The 15912-nt window shown below is 41.5% G+C and carries 15 protein-coding genes; 10 read left to right on the top strand and 5 right to left on the bottom strand.

The annotated features are described in order from the left end of the window. Positions 1-13 precede the first annotated feature (13 nt). Positions 14-1024, bottom strand: coding sequence for an RDD family protein (locus tag QL986_RS15020; RefSeq protein WP_024601597.1), 1011 nt, complete (start codon positions 1022-1024; stop codon positions 14-16). 186 nt (positions 1025-1210) lie between these two features. Here QL986_RS15020 and QL986_RS15025 point away from each other — a divergent pair, with 186 nt between their 5' ends. Then, entirely contained in the window at positions 1211-1735 is a 525-nt protein-coding gene (locus QL986_RS15025; protein WP_024601596.1) for a CIA30 family protein, read from the top strand. 56 nt (positions 1736-1791) lie between these two features. Here QL986_RS15025 and QL986_RS15030 read toward each other — a convergent pair whose 3' ends face one another. The 4 genes from QL986_RS15030 to QL986_RS15045 form a co-directional block, all read right to left on the bottom strand. Next, positions 1792-2304: a hypothetical protein gene (locus QL986_RS15030; protein WP_024601595.1), complete on the bottom strand. Its 513-nt coding sequence runs from the start codon at positions 2302-2304 to the stop codon at positions 1792-1794. A 140-nt stretch (positions 2305-2444) separates the two neighbouring features. Beyond that, complete coding sequence (locus tag QL986_RS15035) at positions 2445-2921, bottom strand: FKBP-type peptidyl-prolyl cis-trans isomerase (protein WP_024601594.1); 477 nt, start codon at positions 2919-2921, stop codon at positions 2445-2447. Beyond that, entirely contained in the window at positions 2918-5344 is a 2427-nt protein-coding gene (locus tag QL986_RS15040; RefSeq protein WP_024601593.1) for an AAA family ATPase, read from the bottom strand. Before QL986_RS15040 ends, QL986_RS15035 begins: the two co-directional genes overlap by 4 nt. A 79-nt stretch (positions 5345-5423) precedes the next feature. After that, on the bottom strand, positions 5424-5882 hold the full coding sequence (locus QL986_RS15045; protein ID WP_016898941.1) for a hypothetical protein: 459 nt from the start codon (positions 5880-5882) through the stop codon (positions 5424-5426). Between the two features lie 574 nt (positions 5883-6456). On the opposite strand from QL986_RS15045, the gene leuS reads away from it, so the two are divergent. The 9 genes from leuS to QL986_RS15095 all read left to right on the top strand — a co-directional run bounded on the left by leuS (position 6457) and on the right by QL986_RS15095 (position 15860). Further along, a complete protein-coding gene (gene leuS / locus QL986_RS15055) occupies positions 6457-9045 on the top strand; it encodes a leucine--tRNA ligase (protein ID WP_024601592.1) in 2589 nt (862 codons plus the stop codon). A gap of 1 nt (position 9046) precedes the next feature. Then, positions 9047-9538: an LPS assembly lipoprotein LptE gene (lptE, locus tag QL986_RS15060; protein ID WP_016898943.1), complete on the top strand. Its 492-nt coding sequence runs from the start codon at positions 9047-9049 to the stop codon at positions 9536-9538. Next, the gene (holA, locus tag QL986_RS15065) at positions 9538-10578 is read left to right on the top strand and encodes a DNA polymerase III subunit delta (RefSeq protein WP_024601591.1); all 1041 of its coding nucleotides are present in this window, start codon (positions 9538-9540) and stop codon (positions 10576-10578) included. Before lptE ends, holA begins: the two co-directional genes overlap by 1 nt. A gap of 10 nt (positions 10579-10588) precedes the next feature. Further along, the gene (gene nadD / locus QL986_RS15070; RefSeq protein ID WP_013465347.1) at positions 10589-11218 is read left to right on the top strand and encodes a nicotinate-nucleotide adenylyltransferase; all 630 of its coding nucleotides are present in this window, start codon (positions 10589-10591) and stop codon (positions 11216-11218) included. Positions 11219-11280: 62 nt separating this feature from the next. Continuing rightward, on the top strand, positions 11281-11598 hold the full coding sequence (rsfS, locus tag QL986_RS15075; protein ID WP_013465348.1) for a ribosome silencing factor: 318 nt from the start codon (positions 11281-11283) through the stop codon (positions 11596-11598). 37 nt (positions 11599-11635) lie between these two features. Then, entirely contained in the window at positions 11636-12106 is a 471-nt protein-coding gene (gene rlmH / locus QL986_RS15080) for a 23S rRNA (pseudouridine(1915)-N(3))-methyltransferase RlmH (RefSeq protein WP_002958522.1), read from the top strand. A 9-nt stretch (positions 12107-12115) separates the two neighbouring features. After that, positions 12116-13996 carry a penicillin-binding protein 2 gene (gene mrdA / locus QL986_RS15085; RefSeq protein ID WP_024601590.1) on the top strand — a complete coding sequence of 627 codons (1881 nt, stop codon included), beginning with the start codon at positions 12116-12118 and terminating at the stop codon, positions 13994-13996. Continuing rightward, the gene (gene rodA, locus QL986_RS15090; protein ID WP_013465351.1) at positions 13993-15099 is read left to right on the top strand and encodes a rod shape-determining protein RodA; all 1107 of its coding nucleotides are present in this window, start codon (positions 13993-13995) and stop codon (positions 15097-15099) included. Before mrdA ends, rodA begins: the two co-directional genes overlap by 4 nt. After that, positions 15099-15860, top strand: a complete 762-nt coding sequence (locus tag QL986_RS15095) for a septal ring lytic transglycosylase RlpA family protein (RefSeq protein ID WP_028834084.1) — start codon at positions 15099-15101, stop codon at positions 15858-15860. The genes rodA and QL986_RS15095 overlap by 1 nt, the downstream gene beginning before the upstream one ends. Positions 15861-15912 lie beyond the last annotated feature (52 nt).

Here is a 15912-nt window from a genome sequence, read left to right on the forward strand (position 1 = left end):
AATAAGAGCAAAATTAACTTTTAACAGTCTCTTCTACCGTTTGCACATTTACAACTTGGTTAATACTCCCTTTAATAACCACCGTGGCTGATATTTTATCTTGAATAGCTTGTCTGTTTGGGTCCCAGTACACTTGTAAAAAGCCTAACAAGCCGGTGGCAAAACCTGCGCCGTAACCACCGTAGCGGCCAAAACAATCAAGTAAACCCAGCGGTTCACCACTTAATGCAACCACTCGGGTGTTACAGAGCTTTTTACCAGGGGTTTGACCGCGCCATAATAAAGAAAACAGTGTGAAGTACACAGTCGCCCAGCCAAAACCCAAACCTAAATCTTGAATAATACCTTTACCCCACTGCAAAATACTGTGCGTGGTTGTTTGTGCGGGCTTATCTTCTATTAACTGCGCAAGCTTTAATTCATTATTTTCACCAAACACTAATAATTGTAAAAATGCTTTTGCAAGTTGTGGGTTTTGTAAGTCGTCCATTTCGGCTAATTTGGGTACTTGCCCTATCAAATTATCAAGCGCATTTTGTTGGCAAAGTTGCTCACAGCTTTCGTCGGCTGTTTGCACTAAGTAGGCATTTACCTGCTTTTTTTCTGTGGAGGTAAGCTGAATGTCATCCTGTATTTTTAAGCCTTTAACAGTTAAGCCTTGAACAGGGTCATCGCCTTCTAAGTAATCTATGCCAATTGAAAGCACAGCAAGAGCGCTTACAAATAAAATACTTGCTGCTACTATTTTTAATATTCTTCGCCACACACTCGACATTTTAGGAAGGTATTGCTGCGCCGTTCCTTTGTAAAAAGCCATCGCAGCAACGAATGCAATAATAGTCGCACTGAGCTTTGCAGCTATGAATATTAATGCAACATCAATAATCATAGCTAATGCGCGCCGAGTCGGCGAAGCCAAAGGCAAGCCAAGTAAAGCATTATCAACCTCAAAGGCATATGGCGTGATCACTTCTCGAGTTTCGGCTTTAGATAACGCTAATTGTTCTAATTCTTGTGCTTTCATTATTATACTTGTTATTAAAATAGGTAACGCGATTAAATTACGCGCTTTTTAATTTTTGCTCAAGCGAATAAAATGGATAACGAGAGTTCACATTGAAAATAGCCGCTAGGTGTAGATTAATTCTTAAAAGAGTGAACAATTAATCTATCGTATCGTATTAAATATAAAAGCTACGAGGAAGAGCTTATGACAACCAAACAACTCTCATCACTTTTCGTTTTTAACTTACTGTTTGCCACAACCGAGGCAAACGCCAATGCTCGCTGGTATGTAGTGAATGATTCGGTGATGGGTGGCATTTCTAATAGTCAGGTTTTGTATGAAAACGACAATTTAGTGTTTACAGGCAATGTATCGCTTGCAAACAATGGCGGGTTTGCTTCTATTCGAACGCTATTGGATGTACAAAGCCAAGACATCACTAAAATTATGCTACGTGTTAAGGGCGATGGTCAAACCTATCAATTACGTTTAAGAACCAATGAGTACATGGATGGTGCGGCTTATACCCGCTCGTTTAGTACCACAAAGAGCGAGTGGCTTAATATTGAGTTTTTACCTGAGGATTTTCAGCTTACTTATCGCGGCCGCTTACTTGAACAACAACCTACAATTAACTTTAAAGATGTAAGGCAGCTTGGGTTTATGATTGCAGGTAAACAGGCGGGAGAATTTAGGCTTGAGGTTGAAAAAATTGAGTTTAAAAACTAACTTTTCTGCGTACATTACAAGGTTAAATAACCTGAACTAATACAGTTAGACTTTGGTTAAATAGTAAAGTCGTCGCCTCGCCTTTTCATTTCGTTGATTACTAGCTCAATAATTTGTTGTTTTATTGCTGCCTGCTGTGACTTTACCTCACTAAGTTGCAGCTTCAATCTATTTATCTCTTCTTGTTGTTGCTCGGTTTTATACTTTTTAGCTCCCATATGCTCAGCATCCATAGCCAACTGATAGCCCTCTTGAGCTGGCCCATATTGGCTATTATCAATGGTTAAACTGCGTTGTACCGTACTCTGCTTAAGCTTATTTACTTGTTCTTGCAATGCAACCACTTGCTGGGTGAAATATTTATATGCCTTTTCTAAATTTTGATATTGCTCAGCAAATGTTGCGTTATCTTCGCTGTATTTTTGAACCTTAGCATCTAAAAACTCTGATAAAACATAGTCAGGTTCTTCCTCTGATTTATCATCAATGCGTTGCTGTTCTGATTCTATTAAAGGCTGGTTGTTGTAATTAGATGCTTGATATTGGATTGAGGCGGTTGAAATCTTCATTATTTTATCCCTAAAATGAATTTGTCACTATTTTAGGTATCGACTGATATTTTAAATTCTTGAGTAGGATTGGCTAATGAGAGCAAATAAAAAGCCCTACTTGATTAAAGTAAGGCTTAAAGTGTTTTTTTTCTTTAAAATTACGACTCAATAGCCAGTAATTCCACTTCAAAAATAAGCAATGATGCAGGAGGAATACTCCCTACTCGCTTTTCACCATAGGCGAGCTGATGCGGTATATAAAACTGAAATTTATCGCCTGGGCTCATCAGTTGCAGACCCTCAGTCCAGCCTTTTATAACTTGGTGCAAGCCAAAGCTAATCGGCGTTTTACGCTCCACTGAGCTGTCAAATACAGTGCCATCAATTAAAGTGCCATGATAATGCACTTTCACCATACTCGTTGGGATAGGTGTATTTTCGCTCTGTCCTTTATGGATTATTTTATATTGCAAGCCAGATGCGGTTTCTTGAACGCCTTCTACCTTTGCATTGGCAATTAAATAATCACTTTCAATTTGCGCGTTAGCGATTGCTTGCTGCTTGGCTTTTTTACTGTTTTTAAAAATCAAAACGCAAAAAATAGCGATAACAATCAGTAAAATAATATTGATCATAACTCCCCTTTTTCATCTTCTGAGTCGTCTTTGTCGTCGCTGTTATCGCCATTAACAATATCAGCAATGTCTTTTAATCGCGCTAATGCGATGCCATTCACTGAATCTTCTGGGTACTGCTCATCAATCATGTCACCCGCGTCAATGTCCATTAGTAAGTTTAGCGCTTGGTCAACTGTTTCAACGGCGAAAATATTAAATTTACCCAGTTCAACCGCATTCAGTATTTCATCATCAAGTACTAAGTTAACTTGGTTTGATTTTGGAATAATAACGCCTTGCTCACCCGTTAAGCCACGCATTTTACATAGTTTAAAGAAGCCTTCTATTTTTTCATTTACGCCACCGATTGCTTGCACATCACCATGCTGATTAATAGAGCCGGTTAGTGCAATAGATTGGCTTATTGGTAAACTGGTGATCGCCGATATTAGCGCACAAAGTTCAGCTAATGAGGCGCTATCACCATCTATGTAGCCATAGCTTTGTTCAATGGCAATATTCGCACTGAGTGTTAAGCTAAAGTGCTGCGCGTATTTGTTACCTAAATAACCGGTAAGCAACATCACCCCTTTTGAGTGAATTGCTTTACCCAGCTCTGCTTCGCGCTCCACATCAATAACGCCATCAGCACCCGCATAAACAGTGGCGGTAATGCGTGCAGGTGTACCAAACGAAGTATCACCAATGTGCAGTACTGTTAAACCATTTACTTTACCTACGGCTTGCCCGTCGGTTGCAATTAAGGTATGCCCTTCTTTTATATCGCTGAGCATATTTTCACTAATTTGCCCCGTACGGTATTGTTTGCCTTCAATCGCTTCGTCAATATGGCGAGCATCAATCACCGTCAGTTTGTCTTGCTTAGCGTAAAAACTGGCCTCAGCCACAAGCTCTAGTACATCAGCAAAACGGGCTGAGAGTTTATTATGGTGCTCAGCTTGGCGGTAACTAAACTTAAGCAATCGCACCATTGCTGATTCGTTTAACGTGCACTTTAATGTTTGCTCGCAGTAATCACTGACTTTAGTAATAAACTGATACTGCAGCTTATCGCTGCTTGGTAAGTAATAATCAAAATCGGCAAGTACTCTAAATAACTCGGCAAATTCTTCGTCGTATTCACCGATGGTGTAATAGAGTTCACGTGAGCCGAGTAAAATAATTTTCACATCAAGCGGTATTAACTGCGGGCGAAGCGTAAAGCTACTGCCAACGACACTGTCTTGATAAGGTAAGTCATTTTTTATTTGATGCGTTTTTAGCGACAACTTTAGCCCATCCCACACTTGGGGTTGAGCCATTACTTTTTCAGCATCCATAATTAAATAGCCGCCATTCGCGCGGTGCAATGCACCTGGTTGAATTGATCGATAGCTGGTAATTAACGACCCTTGCGATGTTGCGTATTCAATTTTGCCAAAAATATTACCAAAAGTGGGGTTCGGCTCGTAAACAACCGGTGCCGCATCGCCTTCTTTATATTCGACCAAAATATTAGGCGCAAAAAAGTCGGTAAGCATGCCTTTACGATCAAAGTCTTCTTTGTTTTCTTCGCTTTCACCTTCATCATCAAGCCATTCAAGGACGGCATCAATAATTTCTACACGTATATCTTTTAAATAACGCAGTACACCAATATGGCTGGCATATTTATGTTCTAAATCTTTTAATAACGGTTTAGTGGCTTGCTCAGCAGTAGACTTTTTAAGGTTGCGGAGCTTTTCTTTCGACTCGCGTTTCCAGCGCGGTAACTCAATAAGCGCCTCAATGAGGGCATCTTCTAATTTTTCTATACGCTCAAAAAACATCTCGCGTAAGTCATCTTCAAGATCAGAAAACTCATTATCGGTAAGTTGTTTACCATCAATCAGCGGTGCAAAGCCGACTACGCCTTTTTCTTCAATTAGTGCCACACTTTGTTCAAGTGCTGCTATTTCTACTGCGGTAATTGCGCCGTCGTAAGCATCGTTAAATTCACGGTCTATCGATTTTTTCTTACGCTGATAGGCTGGGTTATCAAATGCAGCAGGAAAAGTGTCGAGCACTTCATCAATAAATGAGTCAATATCATCGGCTAATTGCTTGCTTTGCCCTGCATGCATAAATAACGCAATAGGCTCACGGTGATCGTCGTAGTTATTAACATATAACCATTCATGCGGTGTAGTGCGCTCTTTAGCATGTTCTTTTAATTTGTCTTTTACTAAGGTAAAACGCCCGTGTGCCGCCTCTCCCATTACATAAACATTATAACCGGGTAGGTCCATTCCTAAAGAAAAGTCCAATGCACTTTGCGCACGTTGTTGGCCTATAAAGGTAAGTTGCTCAGGGTATGGATTACTCATGCAAGTGTTTACATGGCTCGATGAAATACTCGGTGCAAGATTTGATACGGGTAGTGGCAGCAATTTTTTCGTCATTCTAACTTCTTTTTTTACCAGCATATTCGCTAGGTTTTGGACGTATTGAGTGGCTATATAAGCCACTCAATATTCATATTTAAGGTTGTAAAGCCTGGCGGCTAAAATAGATGCCATCACACTGTGTACACGGAATAATTTGCGTTGCATGATAAACATCGTAACTATGGTTGCAATTCTTACATACTAATGTGCCCATGGCTATCCATTCACCTGCGTGATAAACACCATTATGCTTAAAATCTTCACTTAATGACTGCCATTCAAGTTGTGTTTTGTCTTCAATATGAGAAAGCTCAAACCACAATGACTCTTTAAGCTCCTGCCATGCAAGCGAATTATAGTAGTTGTTATTTTCTTGTAGATGAGAAATGTCACGCATTAGGTAATTACGATAAAGATAATATTTTTCTTCACCTAAATCTTTAAGTGCCTGCTCGGATTCAATAAATCGCTTTACTGCTGCTTTAACTTCATGCTCTTTTACATCTTTTAACCAATCGGTTAAATCGCTTAGCCATGCTCTGTAATCTGCCATTTTTTACTCCTTCAAAATTGTGAGGGGACTGATATTAATACGGCGCTATTAGCTGTTGATAAAAACAACACCATACAGGCTTTGTTTAGGGTCTGTTGACCTTTTAAGGTTAAATTTGCAGCAGCCTGTTTGGTATTTAGGCAAGGCAGAGCCTATGTGGTGTGGTTATTCCCCATAAATAGGCGATAACGCAGCATCAATGCCAAACAGGCGCTGCCCGAAGGGTTCTGCCTAGGGGTGATTTACTCTTTGTTGCTCGGTTTTTACTTAGCCCACTAGGTTACAAACCTCGCGTCGCGATTAAATCGCCCCTAGTTTGAACAAATTGTAATCCACAAAGATCAACAGACCCTAGCCTAAACCTCAAATACTTGCGTGTAAACTCAACTAAAAAGATTAACAAACGCTAAGTTAAAACTGACTCCTAACATAGATAAGTATAGGTTAACCTGCACTGAAAACTAATTTAGCGGCAAATTTGTAAAAAGCGCCGCTTTGGCGCTGTGAATAACGCTTTATTTGGGGTATCCTATCGACAATTTTTTATTAGTATGCAAGAAGTTTGGAAACGTAAATGCAAGAGCAATATAACCCACAAGACATAGAGTCAAAAGTCCAACGCTACTGGGAAGAAAACCAAGTATTTAAAGTCACAGAAGACGAGAGCAAAGAAAAGTACTACTGCCTCTCAATGTTTCCTTACCCAAGTGGTCGACTGCATATGGGTCATGTGCGTAACTACACCATTGGTGACGTGGTTTCTCGCTTTCAGCGCTTGCAAGGCAAAAACGTAATGCAACCTATGGGTTGGGATGCGTTTGGTTTACCTGCAGAAAACGCGGCTATTAAAAATAAAACAGCCCCTGCAAAATGGACTTACGAAAATATTGACTACATGCGTAACCAGCTTAAGCAATTAGGGTTTGGCTACGACTGGGATCGCGAAATTGCGACGTGCCACCCAGAATATTATAAATGGGAACAATGGTTCTTCACTAAGCTTTACGAAAAAGGCCTAGTGTACAAAAAAATGTCAACGGTTAACTGGGATCCTGTGGATCAAACAGTATTAGCTAACGAACAAGTAATTGATGGTCGTGGTTGGCGTTCAGGCGCAGTAGTAGAACAAAAAGAAATTCCACAGTGGTTTATTAAAATTACCGACTATGCTCAAGAGCTATTAGACGACTTAGACAAACTAGAAGATTGGCCTGAGCAAGTTAAAACTATGCAGCGCAACTGGATTGGTCGCTCTGAAGGGTTAGATATCGAGTTTACGCGTACCGACAATAACGAAAAGTTTAGTGTATACACCACTCGTCCAGATACGTTTATGGGCGTGACATACCTTGCCGTTGCCGGTGGCCACCCAATCGCGCAAGAAGCGGCTAAAAACAACGACGCGATTGCGATGTTTGTTGAAGAGTGTAAAAACACTAAAGTTGCCGAAGCGGATATGGCAACCATGGAGAAAAAAGGCATTGCAACGGGCTTTTACGCCACGCATCCATTAACGGGCGAGCAAGTGCCTATTTGGGTTGCAAACTTTGTATTGATGCATTACGGCTCAGGCGCGGTAATGGCAGTACCAGCGCACGACCAACGTGACTTTGAATTTGCCACCGCTTATGGCCTCGATATTAAACAAGTTATTGCCCCTGCTGAAGGTTCAGAGCTTGAAGTAAACCTAAGCAAAGAAGCATTCACCGAAAAAGGCGTACTGGTTAACTCAGGTGAATTTGATGGCCTTGATTTTGAAAACGCCTTTAACGCTGTTGCCGACAAATTAGAAGCATTAGGTGTAGGTGAGCGTAAAGTAAACTTCCGTCTTCGCGATTGGGGCGTAAGCCGCCAACGTTACTGGGGCTCTCCAATCCCAATGCTGAGCGATGAAAACGGGAACGAGCTTGCTGCCACTGAAGATATGCTCCCTGTGCGTTTACCAGAAGATGTGGTAATGAATGGTGTTACATCGCCAATTAAAGCCGATCCAAATTGGGCTAAAACAACTGTAAACGGTGTACCCGCTACTCACGAAACAGATACTTTTGACACCTTTATGGAATCATCGTGGTATTACGCTCGCTACTGTAGCCCACGCCATGACGAAGGCATGTTAGACCCTGCAGCAGCTAACTACTGGTTACCAGTAAACCAATACATTGGTGGTATTGAGCACGCTATATTGCACTTATTATATTCGCGCTTTTTCCACAAATTATTACGTGACTTTGGTTTAGTTAATTCAGATGAACCATTCGACCGCTTACTTTGTCAAGGTATGGTACTTGCTGAAACATTTTATCGTAAAGATGAAAAAGGTGGCGACATTTGGATTTCGCCAAGTGATGTAAACACCGAAACCGACGACAAAGGTCGCGTAACTAAAGCATGGCATAAAAAAGATGGTGAACCGGTGTTCTCATCTGGCATGAGCAAAATGTCTAAGTCGAAAAACAACGGTATAGACCCACAAGAAGTTATTGCCCAATACGGTGCAGATACAGTGCGTTTATTTATGATGTTTACAGCACCACCAGAGCAAACACTTGAATGGTCAGATTCAGGGGTTGAAGGCGCACATCGTTTCTTAAAACGTGTGTGGAAATATGCGGTAGATGTTAAAACAGTAGGTTACCAAGCACTTGATAAATCGGCGCTTACTAACCCGCAAAAAGTACTACGTCGTGAGCTACACAAAGCAATCGCAAAAGTGAGCGATGATGTAGAACGTCGTCAAACCTTTAACACCGCTATTGCCGCAATTATGGAGCTTTCTAACAAGCTATTAAAAGCGCCATTAAGTGACACACAAGATGTTGCCATTGCTAACGAGGCACTGGAAGCATTAATAATTATGCTGGCACCTATTACACCGCATTTATCGCATCAATTATGGCAAGACCTAGGTAAAGAAGGTGATATTTTAGATGCGGCATGGCCAAAAGTTGACGAATCTGCTCTTGTTGAAGATGAAAAACTAATCATCGTACAAGTAAACGGTAAGCTGCGTGCAAAACTAACAGTGGCTGCTGATGCTACGCAAGAGCAAGTAGAAGCTTTGGCATTTGCAGAGTCTAACGTGACTAAATTTACTGATGGTGCAACGATACGCAAAGTCATTTATGTACCAGGTAAATTACTTAACGTGGTAGCTAACTAATATGGCTGCTTTAAACGCCATTAAAAACGGACTAGCCTTAGTGCTAGTCTGTTTTTTGTTATCGAGCTGTGGCTTTCATCTTAAAAAAGCATCAAGCCTACCCGATGATTTAAAACAGCTAACTCTGGTGGGGGATGATCAAAAATCTGCTTTATTTAGCTATTTGCAAAGCGAACTGGCTATGAGCGATGTCACTTTAGTGCCTGCAAGTAAACAATCAGCGCAGCTTTATTTATTTAAAGAACAACTAGAGCGTCAAACCTTATCGTTGTTCCAAAATGGACAAGTAGCTGAGTACGAACTGGCATACAGCGTAAGTTATGTAGTAAAACGCCCGAAACAAAAAGCCATCGAAAAACGCTTTGAGTTATACCGTAACTACCAAGACGATCCAGATAACGCACTAGCAAAAGCAAAAGAGCTTGAGCTGCTAATTAGCGAAATTCGCCAACAAGCGAGTCGTCGTATTGTTAGAGAGTTGTCGCAGCTATAATGCGTTGTTATGCAAATCAGCTATCGAGTGAATTAAAAAAAGGCTTAAAACCTTTTTATTTGGTTTTTGGCGAAGAGCCTTTTCAAGAAGCGCAATGTGTACAGCTCATTCGCGACACGGCAAAGGCACAAGGATTTGATGAAGTAATTAAATTCACTTTAGCTCAGGGCTTTGATTGGCAAGAAATAATCGCGCAATACCAAAGTATGTCGTTGTTTAGCGCGCGCACTATTATTGAGCTTGATTTAAACCAGCAAAAACCGGGGACACCCGGCGCAAACACCTTTAAAAAAATAGTAGAGCTTGAAAACCCTGATACGATCTTAATCGTAAAAGGCGCTAAGGCCAGTCAAGATGTTCAGCGCGGCGCGTGGTTTAAAGCACTTGATAAGCATGGGTTATTTGTACCCTGTTACCCACTTAGCGGAAATCACTTAAAGCGTTGGCTTGATGAGCAGTGCCAACGTTTGTCACTAAATATTCAAAACGAGGCCAAACTCAGTTTAATTAATGCCACTGAAGGCAACTTACTTGCGTGTTACCAAGAGCTTGAAAAACTAGCATTAATACACGGTGACGCTCTGATAACGCAACAACTGGTGATGCAAGGACTACTAAACCAAGCTAAGTTTGATATTTTTGATTTAAGTGATGCGCTTTTAAACGGCCACACCGCTCAGGCTATAAAAGTACTTAACAAACTTGCCAGTGATAACACTGAGGTTGTGAGTATCTTATGGGCCATCAATAAAGACCTTAATACATTATTGAGTGTGCAGCAGGGATTATTGCAAGGTGAGTCATTAGCAACCTTATTTAAACAAAAAACGATTTGGAAAAATCAACAAGCGCCAGTACAAACAGCCATTAACAGGCTAAACATTCATACCCTAGAGAATATTAGCAGTGAACTGGCATTGTTTGATGCAAGTTACAAGCAAGGCGCATTGATTGCCCCTTACCAAGCATTGGCGCATATTTGCATTAAGTTCTGCCAACCGCTCGATATTCCACTTCCCTGCCATAGTAACCGTCAGTAAAGGGAAATACATGATTGCAATTTTTGGTGGTACTTTTGATCCCGTTCATTTGGGACACCTTAATATGGCGCAGCAATGCGTTGCGACCTTTAAATTACACTCACTCTATTTTATGCCCTGTGCAATACCCGCACACAAAGCGGCACCGGGGATCAGCACCGAGCATCGTATAGCAATGCTTAAAGCCGCAATTACACCTTATGCGCCGTTCAAACTTGATTTACGAGAACTGCAACGCAGCGGCCCGTCGTATTCTTTATTAAGTTTGCAAGAGCTAAGAGCAGAAAACCCCGATACCCCTATTTTATTTTTAATTGGCATGGACTCATTCAACAATTTCGATAAATGGTATCAATGGCAAACAATAACTCGCCTTTGTCATCTGGTGGTGTATCAACGCCCTGGCCAAATTTGTGATACACAGGGTGAACTTAAATGCTATCAACATAACGCTGTTACCACTGATATTGCCTTGCTGCAAAAAACAAATGCCGGACACCTTTACTTTTTAGAGGGGGAACAGCTGGATGCCGCATCCAGCGAGATCCGTCAAGCCCTTAAAAAAAGTACTAAAAAGAGTGAACTATTACCCGACGCCGTGAGTCACTATATTAAGCAGCACCAGCTTTATCAAGAGTGATTGGTATAAACCCCTCAGCGTGTTAAAATAACCGCTATTAAATTTTAAATTGAGACAAAACCTTGGATTCGAAACAACTACTCGCTTTTGCACTAGACAAAATTGACGATATGAAAGCACGTGATGTGATTCAACTTGACGTAACTGGCAGCTCAGACGTAACCGATTACATGATTGTATGTTCAGGCACATCAAGACGTCATGTATTGTCAATTGCTGATAACTTAGCAAAAGAAGCTCGCCACGCTGGTGAAGAGCCATTAGGGTATGAAGGCCAAAGCGATGGTGAATGGGCACTCGTTGATTTAGGTGATGTGATTGTTCACGTTATGCAAGATCAAGCACGTAGCTATTACGATCTAGAAAAGCTTTGGGGCTAATTGCTCCCTATTTTAGACAACGCTTGGAAGTAACGTCGTGAAAATACAAATGATTGCTGTTGGTACAAAAATGCCAGCATGGGTAGAGACAGGTTTTGCAGAGTATCAACGCCGCTTTCCCAAAGATATGGCATTGGAACTCATTGAGATCCCTGCTGGTAAACGTGGAAAAAATGCCGATATAAAGCGTATTTTGCACATTGAAGGTGAAAAAACCTTAGCCGCCATACCTAAAGGCAATCGTATTGTCACACTAGAAGTAACCGGTAAAGCACTGGATACTCATCAACTAGCGAAAAACATGGAAAAGTGGCAACTAGATGGTCGCGATGTCAGTTTATTAATTGGCGGACCTGAAGGCTTAGCCCCAGAGTGTATTGCTGCCTCTGAGCAAAAATGGTCGTTATCAAATTTAACGCTCCCACACCCTCTAGTACGCATTATTGTTGCTGAAAGCCTCTACAGAGGCTGGAGCTTAAATAACAACCATCCTTATCATCGCGAGTAGTTTCTTGCTATGCTAAAACGAAGACCCACCATTCGCGACCACTCAGCAGAAGCTAATTTATTTGCTCGGCGTGCATTCGTGGGTTTTATTTTTATATTAGTCCTTGTAGCAATATTGCTGTCTAACTTGTATAAAATTCAGGTAGATGATCATCAAGATTATCAAACTCGTTCTAATGATAACCGTATAAAAGTTATACCTATAGCCCCCAATCGCGGTTTAATTTACGACCGCAATGGTGTTTTACTGGCCGAAAATAAGCCCGTTTATAACCTTGAGGTGATCCCCGAAGAAGTTGATGATTTAACCGCCTCTTTGAAGTCTATCAGCAAAATCATTGAAATAACCGAGCAGCAACAAGCTGATTTTCTTGATGATATAAAACATACTCGACGTTTTAAAAGTCAAGTCCTCAAAGCCCGTTTAAATGAAAACGAAGTAGCGATGTTTTCAGTAAACCAACATAAGTTCCCAGGCTTTAGTATTGAGGCACGTCTAGCGAGATATTACCCCTTTGGCGATACTTTAACCCATGCATTAGGCTATGTCGCAAAGCTCAATAGAAAAGAGTTAAACAAGCTTGAACAACAAGATGAAGCCACAAACTACCGAGCCACGCATGATATTGGTAAGCTGGGTATCGAAAAATACTACGAGCCGTTATTACATGGTCAAGTTGGCTCACAACGAGTTGAAGTTAATAACCGCGGCCGAATTATCCGCACTTTAAGTATGGATCCACCGCAAGCGGGTGACGACTTAGTACTTACTCTCGACATTGGTTTACAACAAATAGCCCAACATGCACTTAAAGATATGCGCGGCGCTATTGTGGTAATGGATGCAAAAGATGGCGGCGTTTTAGCACTGTATTCAAACCCAAGTTATGATCCCAATTTATTTGTGCACGGTATTAGCAGTAAAGACTACAAAGCCTTACTCAACCCTGATCGTCCACTGATCAATCGCACGACTCAAGGTCGCTACGCACCAGCATCTACTGTTAAACCACACATGGCTATTTTGGCATTAGAAGAAAATATAGTGCAAGAAACCACCAGTATGTGGGATCCCGGCTTTTTTCAAATTCCCAACGTAGATCATAGATGGCGTGATTGGCGACGTTGGGGTCATGGCCATGTTGATGTTTATAAAGCAATAGAAGAGTCATGCGATACCTACTTTTATGACGCAGCCTATCGAATGGGGATCACAAAAATAAGTAATTTTATGGCTCGCTTTGGCTTTGGTGAATTATCCGGTATTGATATTCATGAAGAAACAACCGCTATTTTACCCTCAAAAGAGTGGAAAGAAGCCCGTTTTAAAGAGTCTTGGTGGCCTGGAGATACTATTTCTGTAGGAATTGGCCAAGGTTATTGGACTGCCACCCCCATTCAAATAGCGAATGCCACTAATATTTTAGTTAACAGAGGGATAAATCACCCTCCTCATTTAGTGCAAGTTGCTAAAAAAGAAGATCAAATTACTCAGCTCAATAATGAAGAAAAACCGCCGGTTGTACTCAATAACGAAGATAACTGGCGCATCGCGATTGATGCCATGCATAACACCGTTAAAAAAACTACCGGAACTGCCCATCGTGCATTTAAAGGGGCTACTTATGACCCTGCAGGTAAAACCGGTACTGCCCAAGTGGTGAGTATTGCTCAGGGCGAGCGTTACGACGCCGATGCACTCAAAGAGCGCCAACGCGACAACGCCATTTATATAGGTTTTGCCCCGTTTAATAACCCACAAATTGTTGTCTCTATTGTGGTAGAAAATACCGGTGGGGGAAGCTCAGTAGGTGCGCCCATTGCGCGCCAATTAATGGATTACTATTTTGCAGCTAACCCAATCCAACCTTCAGGGGACAAAGCACCATGACGGCTTTACATGATAAGCGCTCTATTTGGCTGCGACTGCATATTGATTTGCCACTTTTTATTGCGTTATTGCTGATGATGGCCGGTAGTATCACCATTGTATACAGCGCCTCAGGGCAAGACTCTGCCATGATGGTTCGCCATATTACGCGAATGGCTGGCGCCATTATAGGTATGTTTGTACTTGCTCAAATTCCACCAGCGACTTTAAAACGTTTAGTTATTCCCATGTATTGCCTAGGATTACTCATGCTGGTTGGGGTACTGCTATTTGGTGTAAGTTCTAAGGGAGCTCAACGCTGGTTAGATTTAGGCATTACTCGCTTTCAACCCTCAGAGCTAATGAAACTAGCGGTTCCGATGATGGTTGCTTGGTATATTGGCCGCCACCATTTGCCGCCGCGTCCGTTACATTTAGTCATTGGCTTTGCCATTGTTATGCTGCCTACCCTACTAATTAAAGAACAACCTGATTTGGGCACCTCAATTTTGATTGCCAGTTCCGGTGTATTTGTATTGTTTTTATCAGGCTTGAGCTGGCGTTTAATCGGCTTTTTAAGCTCGGTTGTTGCTTTGGCAGCATGGCCATTTTGGCACTACGGTATGCACGATTATCAAAAGCAAAGGGTACTGACCTTTTTAGACCCTGAGAGCGATCCGCTGGGTTCTGGCTATCATATTATTCAATCAAAAATTGCCATTGGTTCAGGCGGTATCGAAGGTAAAGGCTGGCTGCAAGGCACGCAATCGCAACTAGAATTTTTACCTGAGCGACATACTGACTTTATTTTTTCAGTACTGAGTGAAGAGTTTGGCTTATTTGGTGTGTGTGTTTTACTTAGTTTATATTTATTTATTATTGGCCGTGGGCTTTATATTGCGGTTAACGCACAAGATGCGTTTGGTAAACTATTAGCCGGCTCACTCACGCTCACATTTTTTGTTTATATTTTTGTAAATATTGGCATGGTATCGGGTTTGCTGCCTGTTGTAGGTGTACCGTTACCATTAATTAGTTATGGCGGTACCTCGATGGTGACCCTGATGGCTGCATTTGGCATTATTATGTCGATTGCCACAGATAAAAGGATGCTCTTAAAATAATGCGCCTTTACAAACAACTTATAATTATTATTCTCGTTAGCCTCTTTTTAAGTGCATGCAGCAGTTCAAATAGTCGTTACAGCATGCGCCATGATGCGGCGCCGCTTCGTGCACCGACCGAATTAGAAATGCAAGATGCCATTGTTACTCAAGTTATTAAAAGTGCGAGTACCACGCGCCCCTACGAAGTGCTTGGCAAACGTTATACCCCGATGCTCGATGAAACCGGCTATTCAGAAACGGGCATTGCTTCGTGGTATGGCCGTAAATTTCATGGGTATCACACCTCTAATGGCGAAATTTACGACATGTTCGCGATGACCGCAGCTCATAAAACGTTGCCTTTACCTAGTTTTGTGCGGGTAACAAATACGGCTAATGGCAAATCAATTATTGTTCGTGTTAATGACCGTGGCCCCTTTCATGATAATAGAATTATTGACCTTTCTTATGCCGCTGCATACAAACTTGGATACCATAAGTATGGTACAGCAGAGGTTAAGCTAGAAGCCATTACTCTAGCCGATACCCATGCACGAAAAACCTACGTTCAAGTCGCCGCGGGCAGTACCTTAGCCAACATAGAAGCGTTAGCAAGTACACTGCGAGAACAGTATAAGTTACCGACAAATATCGTTGAAAAAGACGCTATTTATAGATTGCACTTAGGGCCAATAAAAGATGCCCAACATGCGCAACAAGTATTAGAAACATTAAAACAAAATCAATTTCAAAACGCGTTCTTGCTTTACACTCAGTAAGCCCTTTAGAATGGGAATACGCATATTTTTAACTTTAACCATTAATGAGTAT

It is taken from the genome of Pseudoalteromonas sp. APC 3250 (genome assembly GCF_030407915.1).
Classification (GTDB): Bacteria; Pseudomonadota; Gammaproteobacteria; order Enterobacterales; family Alteromonadaceae; genus Pseudoalteromonas; species Pseudoalteromonas tetraodonis.

Bases quoted from the DNA above. Each gene is read 5' to 3' on its own strand.
- QL986_RS15020 (WP_024601597.1), bottom strand. From the start codon at position 1,024: ATGAAAGCACAAGAATTAGAACAATTAGCGTTATCTAAAGCCGAAACT.
- QL986_RS15025 (WP_024601596.1), top strand. From the start codon at position 1,211: ATGACAACCAAACAACTCTCATCACTTTTCGTTTTTAACTTACTGTTT.
- QL986_RS15030 (WP_024601595.1), bottom strand. From the start codon at position 2,304: ATGAAGATTTCAACCGCCTCAATCCAATATCAAGCATCTAATTACAAC.
- QL986_RS15035 (WP_024601594.1), bottom strand. From the start codon at position 2,921: ATGATCAATATTATTTTACTGATTGTTATCGCTATTTTTTGCGTTTTG.
- QL986_RS15040 (WP_024601593.1), bottom strand. From the start codon at position 5,344: ATGACGAAAAAATTGCTGCCACTACCCGTATCAAATCTTGCACCGAGT.
- QL986_RS15045 (WP_016898941.1), bottom strand. From the start codon at position 5,882: ATGGCAGATTACAGAGCATGGCTAAGCGATTTAACCGATTGGTTAAAA.
- leuS (WP_024601592.1), top strand. From the start codon at position 6,457: ATGCAAGAGCAATATAACCCACAAGACATAGAGTCAAAAGTCCAACGC.
- lptE (WP_016898943.1), top strand. From the start codon at position 9,047: ATGGCTGCTTTAAACGCCATTAAAAACGGACTAGCCTTAGTGCTAGTC.
- holA (WP_024601591.1), top strand. From the start codon at position 9,538: ATGCGTTGTTATGCAAATCAGCTATCGAGTGAATTAAAAAAAGGCTTA.
- nadD (WP_013465347.1), top strand. From the start codon at position 10,589: ATGATTGCAATTTTTGGTGGTACTTTTGATCCCGTTCATTTGGGACAC.
- mrdA (WP_024601590.1), top strand. From the start codon at position 12,116: ATGCTAAAACGAAGACCCACCATTCGCGACCACTCAGCAGAAGCTAAT.
- rodA (WP_013465351.1), top strand. From the start codon at position 13,993: ATGACGGCTTTACATGATAAGCGCTCTATTTGGCTGCGACTGCATATT.
- QL986_RS15095 (WP_028834084.1), top strand. From the start codon at position 15,099: ATGCGCCTTTACAAACAACTTATAATTATTATTCTCGTTAGCCTCTTT.